The sequence below is a fragment of the Streptomyces sp. NPDC086989 genome (genome assembly GCF_044745505.1).
GTDB lineage: Bacteria > Actinomycetota > Actinomycetes > Streptomycetales > Streptomycetaceae > Streptomyces.
On record NZ_JBIVAL010000008.1, the window covers coordinates 349,119 to 362,805 of the forward strand.

Consider the following 13,687-nt stretch of genomic DNA (forward strand, 5'->3'; position numbering starts at 1 on the left):
GTGATGCTCCAGGCGTCGGCGCCCCCGCCCCCGTACGCGATCGTCGTACCCACCCTCGGCCGGCCCAGCCTCAGAGCCTGCCTGGACGCCGTGGCAGCCGCCACGGCCTCGGGGCACGGCCCCGTCCGGATCGTCCTCGTACACGACCGTCCCGGCCCTGACGGAGCACCTCCCGCCCTGGACGTTCCCCCCGCGCTCCGCCCGATCACCACCGTCGTGGCCGGCCGGGGCCGGGGCCCCGCCGCCGCCCGCAACACGGGAATGCGGGCGGCGGGCCCGGTGCCCTGGATCGTGTTCCTCGACGACGACGTCGTGCCGGGACGGGGCTGGGGCGAGGACCTGGCGAGCGATCTGGTCTCGGCCTCCCGCGACACCGCGGCCGTCACGGCCCGCATCGACGTCCCCCTGCCGGCCGGCCGCCGTCCCACGGACTGGGAGCGCAACACGGCGGGTCTGGCCACCGCCCGCTGGATCACCGCGGACATGGCCTTTCGCCGGGAGGCGTTGGAAGCCGCCGGCGGCTTCGACGAGCGCTTCCGGCGCGCCTTTCGCGAGGACGCCGAGCTGGCCCTGCGCCTGATCGAGGGCGGCTGGGTCCTGGCCCCCGGAAGCCGCCGTACCACGCACCCGGTCCGGCCCGCAGATCGCTGGATCTCGGTGCGGCTCCAGGCGGGCAACGCCGACGACGTACTGATGTGCCGACTGCACGGACACGACTGGTGGGGCCGGGCGGGCGCTCCCCGCGGGCGGCTGCCCCGCCATGCCGCCGTGACCTCGGCCGCCGCCGCAGCCGTGGGCTGTGCGCTGGTCGGCAGGAGGCGCGCCGCCGCGTGGTGCGCGGCGGGCTGGCTGGTCGGCACCGCCGAGTTCGCCGCCGCCCGGATCGCACCCGGTCCGCGCACCCGGTCCGAGGTCGTCACCATGGCGGCCACGAGCACGGTCGTCCCCGCTATGGCGGTCTGGCACTGGCTGCGCGGGACGGTCGTACACCGCCGTGTCCACCGAGCGGATCCGGCGGCGCCGCCCGCGAGCCGCTCGCAGGCCCCGCAGGGGACTCGCCGCGAGCAAGTGCGATCATGAGGAACCGGTCCGGCGCAGGCGCCTCCGCGGGTGGGGCCCCGGCCGTGGCCGTCCCCTGGCTGTGGGGCTCCTCCGGTGCGGCCGCCACGAGCCCGGGTCGGTCCCGTGGGGCAGGCCCCCTCCCGGAAGCGGTCCTCTTCGACCGCGACGGGACGCTCATCGTCGACGTCCCGTACAACGGCGACCCCGACCGGGTCTCTCCCATGCCCACGGCGCGGGCCGCGGTGACCGCGCTGCGCGAACTCGGGGTGCCGATCGGTGTCGTGAGCAACCAGTCGGGCGTCGCCCGCGGGCTCCTGACGCAGCAGCACGTGGCGGCGGTGCGCCGGCGCGTGGACGAACTGTTCGGTCCGTTCGACGTGTGGGCCGTGTGCCCCCACGGCCCCGCGGACGGCTGCGGCTGCCGCAAGCCCGCACCGGGCCTGATCCTCGCCGCGTGCGAGCGGCTGGGCGCGGCCCCCGAACGTACGGTGGTCCTCGGGGACATCGGCTCCGACGTACGGGCCGCCGCCGCCGCGGGGGCGCGCGGCGTGCTGGTGCCGACACCCGTGACCCGCCCCGACGAGGTCGCGGCCGCTCGCGAGACGGCGTGCGACCTGCTCACCGCCGTCCGGAAACTGCTCGTCTCGTCCCCGGCCGGCGCCGGCCGGGACACGGACGTCGCGCCGGCCCCCGGACCAGCGCGGGCGCGCCCACACGCTGGGGGCGGTGCGGGATGAACGCCCCGCGCAGCCTCGTCGTACGCCTCGACAGTGCCGGGGACGTACTGCTGGCCGGGCCTGCCGTGCGCGCGGTGGCGGCCCGCTCCTCCCACACCGCGCTGCTCTGCGGACCCCAGGGGGTCGCCGCGGCGCGGCTGTTGCCCGGCGTGGACCAGGTGCTGGTGTACGAGGCCCCCTGGGTGGGGCTGGAGCCGGGCCGCACCTCTCGCGAGGAGTGCGGCCTGCTGGTCGACGCCCTGGCCGCCGGCCGCTTCGACCGCGGTGTGATCCTGGTGTCCCATCACCAGAGCCCCTTGCCGGCGGCCCTGCTGCTCGCGCTCGCGGGAGTGGAGCAGGTCGCGGCCGACTGCGAGGAGTACCCGGGATCCCTGCTCGCGCTGCGGCACCACCGGCTGCCTGACCGGCACGAGGCGGACGCAGCGCTCGACCTGGTGCGGGACTTCGGTTTCGCCCTGCCCGACGGCGACGACGGCGCACTGCGGGTGTGCGTCCCGCCGGACACGACGCGGTTGACGGGTCCCGAACCCTACGTGGTGCTGCATCCGGGAGCCGCGGTGGCCGCCCGGGCCTGGAGCCCGGCCAGGGCGACGCGTGCCGCGGCCGCGCTGCACGAGGCGGGGCACCGGGTGGTGGTCACCGGCAGCCCCGCGGAGAAGGAGCTCACCGCCGAGGTGGCCGGCCGTCACGGACTCGACCTGGGCGGCGTCACGGCCGACCTGCACGAGCTGGCCGGGGTCCTGGCCGCCGCGCAGGTCCTGGTGGCGGGCAACACGGGCCCCACCCATCTGGCCGCCGCCGTGGGCACACCCGTGGTGTGCCTGTTCGCACCCGTGGTGCCGGCGGGCCGGTGGCGGCCGTACCGGGTACCGCATGTGCTGCTCGGCGATCAGCGGGCTTCGTGCGCGGGCAGCAGGGCGCGGGTGTGCCCCGTTGCGGGCCACCCCTGTCTGGACTCGGTGGATGACCACGAGGTGCTGGCGGCCGTCGCCGGACTCCTCACGGACGGCCCGCCCGGCAGCCGCAGACCGAGGCCGCCCGAACCGAGCGAGACCGATCGAGGAGTGACCGTATGAACATCCTGCTGTGGCACGTTCACGGTTCCTGGACCACCGCGTTCGTCCAGGGTCCGCACACCTACCTCGTACCGGTCACCCCGGACCGGGGGCCCGACGGGCTGGGCCGCGCCCGCACCTTCGACTGGCCCGATTCGGTGCGCGAGGTCACGCCGGCCGAACTGGCCGCCGCCCCGGTGGACCTCGTCGTGCTCCAGCGGCCCCACGAGATGGAACTGGCCGAGCGCTGGCTGGGCCGCCGCCCCGGACGCGACGTCCCCGCCGTGTACCTGGAGCACAACGCACCGGACGGCGACGTGCCGCGCACCCGTCACCCCTGCGCCGACCGCGCCGATCTGACACTGGTTCACGTCACCCATTTCAACCGGCTGTTCTGGGACAACGGTGCCGTACGCACGGCGGTCATCGAACACGGCATCGTCGACCCCGGGCACCTCTACACCGGTGTGCTTCCCCGCGCGGCGGTGGTGACGAACGAACCGATCAGGCGGGGCCGCCACACCGGGACGGACCTGCTGCCCGAGCTGGCCCGGGCAGCGCCCCTGGACGTCTTCGGCATGGGCACCGACGGCATCGCCGAGCACCTGGGGCTGTCCGCACGACGGTGCCGGGCCTACGAGCTGCCTCAGCGCGAACTGCACACGGCGATGGCGGAGCGCCGCCTGTACCTCCACCCCGTGCGATGGACCTCCCTGGGCCTGTCACTGCTGGAAGCCATGCATCTGGGCATGCCCGTCGTGGCGCTGGCCTCCACGGAGGCCGTGGAGGCCGTCCTGCCCGGCACGGGGGTCCTCTCGACCCGTCCGGAGGTGCTGGCGCGAGCGGTCGTCCATTACCTCAACGAACCCCAGGCGGCTGCCGAGGACGGCGCTCGCGCCCGGCAGGCCGCGCTCGAACGGTACGGTCTCAAACGCTTCCTGGCCGACTGGGAGCGCCTGATGGCGGAGGTACGGTCATGACACCTCCCACCGCCCGTGCGACGCGGCCGCCACACCGGCTACGGCCGCTGTCGCTGGCCCTGGTCTCCGAGCACGCCAGCCCCCTCGCGACACTCGGCGGCGTCGACGCGGGCGGCCAGAACGTGCACGTCGCCTGCCTCGCCGGGGCACTGGCCGACCGAGGCCACCATGTCACGGTGTACACGCGGCGGGATGCCGGGGACCTGCCGGTCAGCAGCCGGCTGCGCCCCGGCGTCACGGTCCACCACGTGCCGGCCGGGCCGGCCGAACCCATGCCCAAGGACGAACTGCTGCCGCACATGCGGGAGTTCTCGTACTACCTGATGCACCACTGGCAGCAGACCGGTGCTCCCGACCTGGTCCACTCCCATTTCTGGATGTCCGGGCTCGCCTCGCTGGCGGCGGCGCGCGAGCTGGGTCTGCCGCTGCTGCACACCTACCACGCGCTGGGAACCGTCAAGCGGCGCCACCAGGGCGCCGCCGACACCAGTCCCCCCGCACGCATCGGTTGTGAGCGGGAGGTCGGTTTCGGCTGCGACCGGGTCGTGGCGACCTGCCGCGACGAGGTCACCGAACTCGCTCGGATGGGCCTTTCCGAGGACAAGGTCGACATCGTTCCGTGCGGCGTGGACACCGAGCGGTTCCGGCCGGAGGGTCCGGTCGCCGAGCGGGGGACCGCCCACCGCCACCGACTGCTCCAACTGGGGCGGCTCGTCCCGCGCAAGGGGGCGGCCGTGTCCATCGCGGCCCTCGCCCACCTGCCGGAGTCGGAGCTCCTGATCGCCGGCGGCCCCGCGGCCGGCGGCCTCCTCGACTCCGACCTGGAGGTGCGGCGCTTGCGCGCCATCGCCCGGGGGGCCGGGGTCCTGGACCGCGTGCGCTTCGTCGGCGCGGTGCCCTGCGACCGCGTGCCGGCCCTGCTGCGCAGCGCCGACGTCGTGCTGTGCCCGGCGGACTACGAACCGTTCGGCATCGTGCCCCTGGAGGCGATGGCCTGCGGCCGCCCGGTCGTGGCCAGCGCCGTCGGAGGCCAGCAGGACACCATCGCCGACCGGGAGACCGGACGTCTCGTGCCGCCCGGAGACGTCCGCGCGCTCGCGGCGGCCACCGCCGAGCTGCTGGCCGACGACACGGTGCGCCGGGAGTACGGGGCTGCCGGGCGGCGGCGTGTCACGAGCCGTTACGCCTGGTCCCAGGTCGCCGCCGCGACAGAACGGTCCTACCGCTCGGTGCTCGCCGGGCGGCTCGTGGGCGTGGGGACGACGACGTGAGCTCCGTGCGCCACACGTCAGTCCGGCCGGCCACCGTCCGTGCGGCCACCGTCCGTGCGGCCACCGTCCGGCCGGCCACCGTCCCGACGAGCGTCTCCGGTCGGTCACGACCGTTCCCGTCCCCGCGCAGTACCGATTGACCGAAGGAGGTGGGGTGCGGACCGCTCTCCCGAGCGCCGCCCCGACGCCATGAGCCGATCTCCCGCAACCACAGGAGCCCAACAGCACTGCCAGGCACTGGAGGACGCGCTGAGGCGTCTACGCGTCCACGGTCTGGACCAGCTCGCCCACTGGGGTCACCGGCTCGCCACGGTGCTCCCCGCCGGAGGCCGCCTCCTCGCAGCCGGCAACGGCGGCAGCGCCGCCCAGGCGCAGCATCTGACCGCAGAGCTGGTCGGCCGGTACCGCGAGGAGCGGCCCGCCTACTCGGCCATCGCCCTGCACGCCGAGACGTCCAGTGTCACAGCGATCGGCAACGACTACGGCTTCGAGCAGGTCTTCGCCCGGCAGGTCGCGGCACACGGCCGGGACGGTGACGTCCTCATCGTCCTGTCGACGTCGGGGCGCAGCGGGAACCTGCTGTCGGCCGCAATGACGGCCCGCAGTGCGGGGCTGGAGGTCTGGGCCCTGACCGGAGCCGGCCCCAACCCGCTGGCGGAGGCAGCCGACCAGGCCCTGTGCATCGACGCCGCCTCGACGGCGACCGTGCAGGAAGCCCACCTGGTGGCCGTGCACCTGCTGTGCGAGTCCTTCGACGGGGCCCTCGCCTCCTTCGGTACCACCGCGGTGAGGGCGGGGCCCCGGCGCGCCGTCGCCGCCGTCAGGAGGGCCCGGTGAACGGCCGCGCACCGCTGGTCGTGGTCGGCGACGTCCTGCTGGACCGCGACGTCCGGGGGATCGCTTCCCGTCTCGCCCCGGACGCACCGGCACCCGTCGTCGACGTCACGGACGACTTCTCACGACCCGGAGGCGCGGGACTGGCCGCCGTGCTGGCCGCCCGCTCCGGCCGCGAAGTCGTCCTGGTCACGGCACTGGGGCAGGACAGCGCCAGCAACCGTGTGCGGGAGGCGCTGGACGGCCGCGTCAGGCTGGTCGAACTCCCGTTGGAGGGCTCCCTGCCGGTCAAGACACGGGTTCTGGCCGACGGTCGCCCCCTGGTCCGGATGGACCGGGGCGGCGGCGAGGTCGGCGCCGTCAACGCGGCCGTGGGCCGGGCACTGGCCGAGGCGCACGCCGTCCTCGTCGCGGACTACGGCAGGGGCACGGCGCAGGCGCTTCGCCCCCTGCTGACGGACAGCGCGCGCCGCGTACCTCTGCTGTGGGACCCGCACCCGCGGGGCGGACCACCGGCGCTCGGAGCCCGCCTGGTGACACCGAACGCGGCGGAGGCGACCGCGCTCTGCCCCGGCGAGGGCGACTCCCTGGCGGCGCACGCCCGGCGCGGTGCGGAACTGGCGGAGCGCTGGGGCGCCGCTGCGGTGGGGGTCACCCTCGGCGAGCGCGGGGTGCTGCTGACCCGGCCCCTGTCCGCGGCGCCCATGCTCGTGCCCTCGCCGTACCGGGCCGTGGGCGATCCGTGCGGGGCGGGCGACTGCTTCGCCGCCGTGGCGGCCTCGGCCCTCGCGGACGGAAGCCTGCCGGAGGAGGCGGTACAGCTGGGGGTGGCCGCGGCCGCGGCCTTCGTGGCGGCGGGTGGTGCCGGCGACCCCGCCCTGTGGCGCGCGTCGCCCCTGACCGGCGTCACCCGGCCCGCGGGCGGCGACGCCTTCGCGACGGCCGCGAGCGTACGGGCGCGCGGCGGAACGGTGGTCGCCACGGGCGGTTGCTTCGACCTGCTCCACGCCGGGCACGTCGGCCTGCTGGACAGCGCGCGGCGGATCGGTGACTGCCTGATCGTCTGCGTGAACTCGGACACCTCGCTGCGGCGGTTGAAAGGGCCGGGGCGCCCACTGAACCCGCTGGAGGACCGTGTACGGGTGCTGGCGGCGCTCGGCAGTGTCGACGCGGTCGTGGCCTTCGAGGAAGACACGCCCGAGACGCTGCTGGGCCGGCTGCGACCGGACGTCTGGGTCAAGGGTGGCGACTACTCGGCCGACGACCTCCCGGAGGCGCGGGCGCTGCGGGCCTGGGGCGGCCAGGCCGTCGTCCTGCCCTACCTCGACGGCCGCTCCACGACCGGTCTCGCCGATCGCGCTGCCCGGGCCGCCTCGGGTGCCGCGCCCTCGCCCTGAGCCGCCCGAGCCGCTACGCGGGTGAGCGGTCGCGACGCTGACGCGCGCGGGTGCCGTCGCGGCCGCCCGATCAGGCGGCGGTGCTCAGCCGGGCACGGGCTGGGAGGGCCGCCTCCGTCATCGGTATGAGCGCCCCGCCGCGCGGCCTGCGTCCCTTCAGCAGGTAGCCCGTGGTCACGAACGCCGCGATGACCAGCCCGCCCGTGATCAGCGTGGCCCGTACACCGGCCAGCTCCATGCACAGTCCCAGCATCGGCGGCGCCGCCAGGCCCCAGACGGTGCGGATGCTGGACCAGGCACCGAGCACGCGTCCCCGCATGTACGCGGGCGGGTCGGTCTGGAGCACCGTGGACTGGGCGGTGTCCCCGACGGATTCCGCCACCGCCATGGGCAGGACGACGACCAGGAGCACCAGCAGGGAGGGGGCCAGGCCGGCCAGGACCTGCAGGAGGGCCCCGGCCAGGGTCAGGGCGGCCACCACGCGCACGCTCGGCGTGCGCAGCCGGGCACCCAGGACGGCACCGATGATCCCGCCGACGGCGAGCACCGTGGAAACCTTGCTGAAGGAACCCGCGTCGCCGGCGAGGGGACCGGTGACCAGCACCACCAGGGTGAGGGAGTAGTTGCGGCCGAACAGCGCACTGACCCCGTTGAGTGCGGCGAGTGCGACGAGCCGGGGGCGCCGCATGAAGAACGCGAGCCCCTCCCGGGCGCTCATGCTTCGCGCCGTGACCGCTTCGGCCGCCGGCGGCGCAGCCGGAGCGGGAGCGGGGACGACCCGGTGGGTGACCTCGGAGGGGCGCGCTGCCTTGAGGAAGGGGATCACGCAGGCCACGAACACGAACGACAGACCGTTGGCCGCGTAGGCCGCCGCGGTGCCGAGGAAGCCGACGGCCACACCGGCGAGGGCGGCGCCCGCGAGCCGCCCCGCGCTGTGGACGAGCGAGCCCACTCCGATGGCGGAGGGCACGTCGGGGGCGCGGACGAGGTCATTGCCGAGCAACGAGCACGCGGGGCCGTCGACGGTGGCTATCAGGCCGGTCACCGCGGCCAGCGCCAGCAGGACCGGGAGGTCGAGGCGGCCCCACGCGACGAGCACGGCCGTCACCAGCGCCACCGCACCGAGCAGGGCCTGTGAGACGGCGGCAGTCAGCTTGAGGGGCCAGCGGTCGACGGCCGCGCCGCCGGTCAGGCCGAGGAGCAGGCCGGGTGCCATCTGAATGGAGACGGACAGGCCGGTGGCGGCGGCCGATCCCGTGATCTGGAGGACCAGAAGGTTCTGCACCGTCAGCTGCATCCAGGTGCCCGCGTTGGACACGAAGTTCGCGACGGTCCACCAGCGCATGCTGCGGTAGCGGAGGGACCGCCACGGAGAGCGGTTGGGAGTCGGGGCGGAAGAGGACGTGGAGACGGTCGCAGACACAGGAATGACCCAGGACGGAGCGCGAAGCGCAAGAGGCGGGCGGGGGCGGGGCGCTCCGCACCGCCGACGCGCACGATGGCGCACGGCAGCAGAAGGGGGGGAACGGTCCCGCGGACCATGGTGACAGAGCCTCTCGCCCGGATCGGCGACCTGAGGCGCCCGACGGTCCGGCGGCAAGGCCGGGGCCCCGGCATGCCAAGGCCGAGGGGGCAGCCGGTGTGTTTGCTCACAGCGGCCGCGCGGAGCCGGCCCGGAACTCGCCCGGAGTCGGTCCGGAGCCGGCCCCGAACCCGCGCGGAGCCGGCCCGGGTCCGTGCAGCCTAATCCGGCGTGCCCCGGGTGACCGTTCTCGGGACAGTGGAGTGCGGCAGCCGCGTGGCGCGGCTTCCCACGGTCGCCGCGGCCGGCAGCAACGTGGGAGGGAGCACCGCCCAGAGGCGGACCCCCCCCTGGCGAAGGCGGCCGGTCACCCGCCCGCCCCCTTACGAGCTGCGGGAGGAACTCATGAGTGTGCACGAGCGGCCGCACCCCGCTCCGACGGAGCAGGTGTCCGCGGACAGCCGCCCGCGGGTCCTGGTTCTCCGGGCCCTGGGCCTCGGCGACCTGCTGACGGTGGTGCCCTGCCTGCGGGCGCTGCGCAGGAGCATGCCGGGGTGCGAGATCGTCCTGGCCGCGCCCGACCGGGTGGGCACCGTAGCCGTCGCCACCGGCCTCGTGGACCGTGCCCTGCCCACGACCGCACGTGGACGTGCTGTGCCCGCCGGGCTGAGCTGGCACGGACCGCCGCCGGAGCTGGCCGTGGACCTGCACGGGAACGGGCCACCCAGCCACTTGCTCCTCCAACGGCTGCGGCCGCGTCGGCTGATCGCCTACCGGCACGTGAAGACCCCGGACGTTCCCGGACCCGAGTGGCGCGAAGACGAGCACGAGCGGGAGCGCTGGTGCCGCCTGCTGCGCTGGTACGGCATCGAGGCCGATCCCGCGGACCTGTCCATCGCCGCGCCGTCAGGTGCGTCGCCCGCACCGGGTGCCGTCGTCGTCCACCCCGGCGCGGACGCCGGGTCTCGCCGGTGGCCACCGGAACGCTTCGCAGCGGTCGTACGCGCCCTGCGCCGAGCGGGCGAGGACGTGGTCATCACAGCGGGCGCGGGCGAGGGGGCGCTGGCGCGACGGGTGGCGAGGGAGGGCGGACTGTCTGAGCGGGCGGTCGTCGGCGGCGCCGCCGACGTGCCCTTCGACGAGCTCTGCGCACTGGTCGCAGACGCGCGCTGCGTCCTGGTCGGTGACACGGGTCTGGCGCACCTCGCGACAGCTCTGGGTACCCCGTCCGTCGTCCTCTTCGGCCCTGTGGCCCCCCGTCTGTGGGGCCCGCCACCCCACGCGAAACACCGGGTCCTGTGGTGTCCCCGCGCAGGTGAGGACCCCCTGCGGCCGGGCGACGCCCACGCGTCGCTGCCCGACGCCCGGCTCCTGCGCATCACCGTCGGCCAGGTGGTCGAGGCGGTGCTCAGCCACTGTCCTTGAACGGGACGCCAGGCAGAGGTTCAGTGGGCAGGATGCCATTGGGTGAGGAGGATGGTGGCGTCGTCACGGAGGCGGTGTTCGTGGTGGGTGAGAAGGCCGTGGACGAGGCGGCGCAGTACTTCGGGAGGGTTGTGCCCTGAGGCGAGGGCGCGGATGACGGTGTCGGCCAGCCGGTCTTCGCCGTAGAGGTCACCGGTGGGGGAGCGGGCTTCGGTGACACCGTCGCTGTAGATGAGAACGCGGTCGCCGGGCTGCAGCCGGGCCAGATGCTGGACGGGGGGCTTCTGGGTGTGGAAGCCGAGCCCCAGGGGCAGCTGTGACTCGCGTTCCAGGGCATGAGGCAGCACGTGGCCGTCCCGGATCAGCAAGGGGGGCGGGTGGCCGCAGTTGACCCAGGTGAATTCGCCACGGTGGGTGTCGAGCGCGGCGATGACGGCGGTCATGAGCCGGTCCGGGATCCACTGCTTCAGGGTGCGGTCGATGGCGGTGGCGATGTCGGGGAGGGTCCCACCGGCACGGCGTGTGGAGCGGCACGCAGCGATGCCTGCGGCGCTGGCACCTCCGGAGGCGAGGTCGTGGCCCATCGCATCGAGCAACGTCAGGTGGAGAACTCCGTCGGTGAACGTGTGGTCGAAGGCATCACCTCCGATGTCGTAGGCCGGTTCCAGGACGGCGGCGGAAGTGGCGTGGCCGGTGCCGATGGTACGCGGGGGTAGGAAAGCCCACAGCAACTCGGCCTGAACACTCATCGGTGTGATCCGCTCGCGCGCGATGATCAAGTCGTTGTGGGAGGACTTGGAGATCACGAGGAGCGTGGCCATGGTCGCCAGCGCCAGGCCCACCTCCATGACGTCCTCTACCGGGCGCGGACAGAACGCCCTCATCACCCCGATTCTTTCGACCCCGTCGACCATCGGGAACCAGGCGAACCCCTCGCCGCGTGCCACCTGGACCCTCTCGCTCCTGTACGCCAAACCGGCCAGGGATCCGTCGATGTCGAGACCTTCCGGCCCCGACCGAGCGTTCGCCACGGGAGTTCCGGGCTGAGGCAGCGGAGTGAGCCGCTGCTGCTGGAGATCGGCCAGGAACAGCCGGGTTGATCCGATCCCCAGGCGGCCGGCCGCCTCGTCGATCAGCCCTGCCACCTCAAGAGCCGAGACCTGGTGGGAGCGTTCCAGTACCCACGCCAGTACCGGCCCCAGCGCCTGCGCGTTCCCGCCCTGCAGCGCGCCGCTCACCAGGATCCTGATCCACTACAGCGCCGAGCCACCGAATGCCGCCCCTTCCGGGATGAGGAACCGCTACCCATCCTCTGCAATGAACCGGCCTGCGGCGACTCGACACGGCATGTGCACCCGCAGACGGGAACATGCCCGACGCAAGAGCGCGCCGAGCGTACTTATGTCGGACGGGTCTGATGGGTGCCGGGCGGGGCGGCGGTGCGGGTCGCTCACTGGCCCGTACCGGGGTGCCCCCCGCGGAAGGGGACTCGGCAGCGCGGATATCCCAGGGGCCAAGAGCGTGCCTACCCAGTAGTACCACCGCGCTCACTCCTCGCCGGCGACCGTGCGGACCGTTCTCCTTCAGGAGGACGGCAGGCCGGCCGCCGCGATTCCACGAGACCGCCGGGCCGGTGCGCGCCAGCACCTCGGGCGGGAGGGCGCGCCAGCACCTCGGGCGGGAGGGCCCGACGCACCGGCCGGTCCCCGTCCCGTCGTCGCGCGCACTGGTGGACGCCCGAAACGGCGGGCCGCGGCAGGGCTCGACCTGATGGCTCACCGCGTAGTCCGTCGGGCGACCTCCGAGTCGGTCGTCACGGATTCTCGTCAGAGGGCGAGCATGATGCCGTACGCCAGGAAGAACAGGGCGACGATCACCGCGAGGGCGATGATGAGCACGAGGGGGCCCTTTCCCCAGCCGCGCACGAGCGGACGGTACGGCCCGGTGGCCGGGCCGGTGCCGGACTCAGCCGGTGGCGTCTCACCCGGCGGCACCGGGACAGGGCCCTGGAAGTCGGGAGCGGCACGGGAACGCGGGTCAGGAGTGTTGGTGTCCATGCGCGGCGTCTCCCCGGGATCAGGTCCCCTATGCGCGTCAGACGAGCGGGTTGCCCGGAGCGGCGGACGGCGGGCCACCCGGCGGAGGCGACACCCTTTTCCAGGGTCCCGTCGGGGCCTCCTTCCCATGGCCCGCACGCTGCGCGAGCGCATGGACTGGGACGCCCTGTACGGGACCCACCGGCACGCCCCGAGCCGAGACCGTGCGCGACCGGCTCGAACTGCACGGTGCCAACGGTCGTCCTGCGTGGACGGCGCCCCGCGCCACCCGGCCGCCGAGGCCGGATCGCCGCGGACGCGCCGGCTCGCGTTTCTCCCCTGCCGGCCCGGGAAGGCGCCCGACGGAGGGGTAGGAGGAGGCTGATGACCATGGGCAGGAAGGCCCCGAACCAGAATGCGAACTCCCTGCCGCTTCCCGACAGAGGAGCTGCGGTGGACGAGCACGGCCGCGCGCCGGGCGTTCCGTCCCGGACTGGCACGGGTGCCGGGCCGCCCGCGGACCCGGACCGAGTGGACCGCGCCCGGGCGGGAAGCGGACCGGTCACCAGCGACCAGAGGGCGGGCGGCCGCTCGAATGACGACGCAGCGTGAAGAGCATGCCGTGGGTGGCGGCGCCCGCCCGCCCGCACGCGCCTGACCGCACGACGCACCCCGAGCGGCCCCAAGCGGCCCGGGTCCGGTAGCGGTGTACCCCGGCGGGCACCTCGGCCACCTCGGCCACCTCCGCGCGCACCAGCCGGTTGGGCGCGCCATGGACGGGCGGCGCGGCACAGGTGTGGGCGCGCGGCCCTACCCTTTCCCGTATGCGGTTGCTGCTGACGTCCGATACGCATGTTCCCACCCGCGCCCGAACGCTTCCTCAGGCCCTGCTGGCGGCCGTGGATGACGCCGACGCCGTCCTTCACGCCGGGGACTGGGTGGACGAGGCCACACTCGACGTGCTCGAATCCCGGTCCCGTCGGCTGATCGGCGTGTACGGCAACAACGACGGCCCCCCGTTGCGCGGCAGGCTCCCCGAGGTCGCCCGCGCAGAGCTGGCCGGGCTGCGGTTCGCGGTCGTGCACGAGACGGGCGCGGCCGGTGGACGCGAAAGGCGCTGCGTCGAACGGTTCCCCGATGTGGACGTCCTCGTGTTCGGCCACAGCCACATTCCCTGGGATTCCACGGTGGGTGGCCTGCGCCTGCTCAATCCGGGCTCCTCCACGGATCGGAGGCGGCAGCCCTTCTGCACGTTCATGACCGTGACGGTCGAGGACGGGACGATCCGCGACGTCACACTCCACCGGTTGCCCCCTAAGGGCTGACTGTTCCCCGCGCGTCTCGGATGACCCTGGGGGTGATCATGCC

12 protein-coding genes are annotated in these 13,687 nt (G+C 74.4%); 9 read left to right on the forward strand and 3 right to left on the reverse strand.

Features of this window, described 5'->3' with window-relative positions:
- The first annotated feature begins 3 nt into the window (after positions 1-3).
- The 7 genes from ACIPK4_RS21870 to rfaE2 all read left to right on the forward strand — a co-directional run bounded on the left by ACIPK4_RS21870 (position 4) and on the right by rfaE2 (position 7,336).
- Positions 4-1,080 (forward strand): glycosyltransferase family 2 protein, encoded by a 1,077-nt coding sequence (locus tag ACIPK4_RS21870; RefSeq protein ID WP_402315207.1) that lies wholly within the window; start codon positions 4-6, stop codon positions 1,078-1,080.
- A complete protein-coding gene (locus ACIPK4_RS21875) occupies positions 1,077-1,799 on the forward strand; it encodes a D-glycero-alpha-D-manno-heptose-1,7-bisphosphate 7-phosphatase (RefSeq protein WP_402315016.1) in 723 nt (240 codons plus the stop codon). Before ACIPK4_RS21870 ends, ACIPK4_RS21875 begins: the two co-directional genes overlap by 4 nt.
- Positions 1,796-2,875 carry a glycosyltransferase family 9 protein gene (locus ACIPK4_RS21880; protein ID WP_402315018.1) on the forward strand — a complete coding sequence of 360 codons (1,080 nt, stop codon included), beginning with the start codon at positions 1,796-1,798 and terminating at the stop codon, positions 2,873-2,875. The genes ACIPK4_RS21875 and ACIPK4_RS21880 overlap by 4 nt, the downstream gene beginning before the upstream one ends.
- The gene (locus ACIPK4_RS21885; RefSeq protein ID WP_402315020.1) at positions 2,872-3,834 is read left to right on the forward strand and encodes a glycosyltransferase; all 963 of its coding nucleotides are present in this window, start codon (positions 2,872-2,874) and stop codon (positions 3,832-3,834) included. The genes ACIPK4_RS21880 and ACIPK4_RS21885 overlap by 4 nt, the downstream gene beginning before the upstream one ends.
- Complete coding sequence (locus ACIPK4_RS21890) at positions 3,831-5,105, forward strand: glycosyltransferase (protein WP_402315022.1); 1,275 nt, start codon at positions 3,831-3,833, stop codon at positions 5,103-5,105. Before ACIPK4_RS21885 ends, ACIPK4_RS21890 begins: the two co-directional genes overlap by 4 nt.
- Before the next feature lie 189 nt (positions 5,106-5,294).
- Positions 5,295-5,942 (forward strand): SIS domain-containing protein, encoded by a 648-nt coding sequence (locus ACIPK4_RS21895; RefSeq protein WP_402315024.1) that lies wholly within the window; start codon positions 5,295-5,297, stop codon positions 5,940-5,942.
- On the forward strand, positions 5,939-7,336 hold the full coding sequence (rfaE2, locus tag ACIPK4_RS21900) for a D-glycero-beta-D-manno-heptose 1-phosphate adenylyltransferase (protein ID WP_402315026.1): 1,398 nt from the start codon (positions 5,939-5,941) through the stop codon (positions 7,334-7,336). The genes ACIPK4_RS21895 and rfaE2 overlap by 4 nt, the downstream gene beginning before the upstream one ends.
- Before the next feature lie 70 nt (positions 7,337-7,406).
- Here the strand turns inward: rfaE2 and ACIPK4_RS21905 are convergent, their stop codons facing one another.
- Positions 7,407-8,681, reverse strand: coding sequence for an MFS transporter (locus ACIPK4_RS21905; RefSeq protein ID WP_402315027.1), 1,275 nt, complete (start codon positions 8,679-8,681; stop codon positions 7,407-7,409).
- Between the two features lie 582 nt (positions 8,682-9,263).
- Between ACIPK4_RS21905 and ACIPK4_RS21910 the strand changes: the two genes are divergently transcribed.
- A complete protein-coding gene (locus ACIPK4_RS21910; RefSeq protein WP_402315029.1) occupies positions 9,264-10,283 on the forward strand; it encodes a glycosyltransferase family 9 protein in 1,020 nt (339 codons plus the stop codon).
- Positions 10,284-10,303: 20 nt separating this feature from the next.
- On the opposite strand, the gene ACIPK4_RS21915 is transcribed toward ACIPK4_RS21910, so the two are convergent.
- Together ACIPK4_RS21915 and ACIPK4_RS21920 are read right to left on the reverse strand one after the other, a co-directional pair.
- The gene (locus ACIPK4_RS21915; RefSeq protein ID WP_402315031.1) at positions 10,304-11,521 is read right to left on the reverse strand and encodes a PP2C family protein-serine/threonine phosphatase; all 1,218 of its coding nucleotides are present in this window, start codon (positions 11,519-11,521) and stop codon (positions 10,304-10,306) included.
- Between the two features lie 588 nt (positions 11,522-12,109).
- On the reverse strand, positions 12,110-13,093 hold the full coding sequence (locus tag ACIPK4_RS21920; RefSeq protein ID WP_402315033.1) for a DUF6480 family protein: 984 nt from the start codon (positions 13,091-13,093) through the stop codon (positions 12,110-12,112).
- A 50-nt stretch (positions 13,094-13,143) separates the two neighbouring features.
- Here ACIPK4_RS21920 and ACIPK4_RS21925 point away from each other — a divergent pair, with 50 nt between their 5' ends.
- Entirely contained in the window at positions 13,144-13,644 is a 501-nt protein-coding gene (locus ACIPK4_RS21925; RefSeq protein ID WP_402315035.1) for a metallophosphoesterase family protein, read from the forward strand.
- The last annotated feature ends 43 nt before the right edge of the window (positions 13,645-13,687 follow it).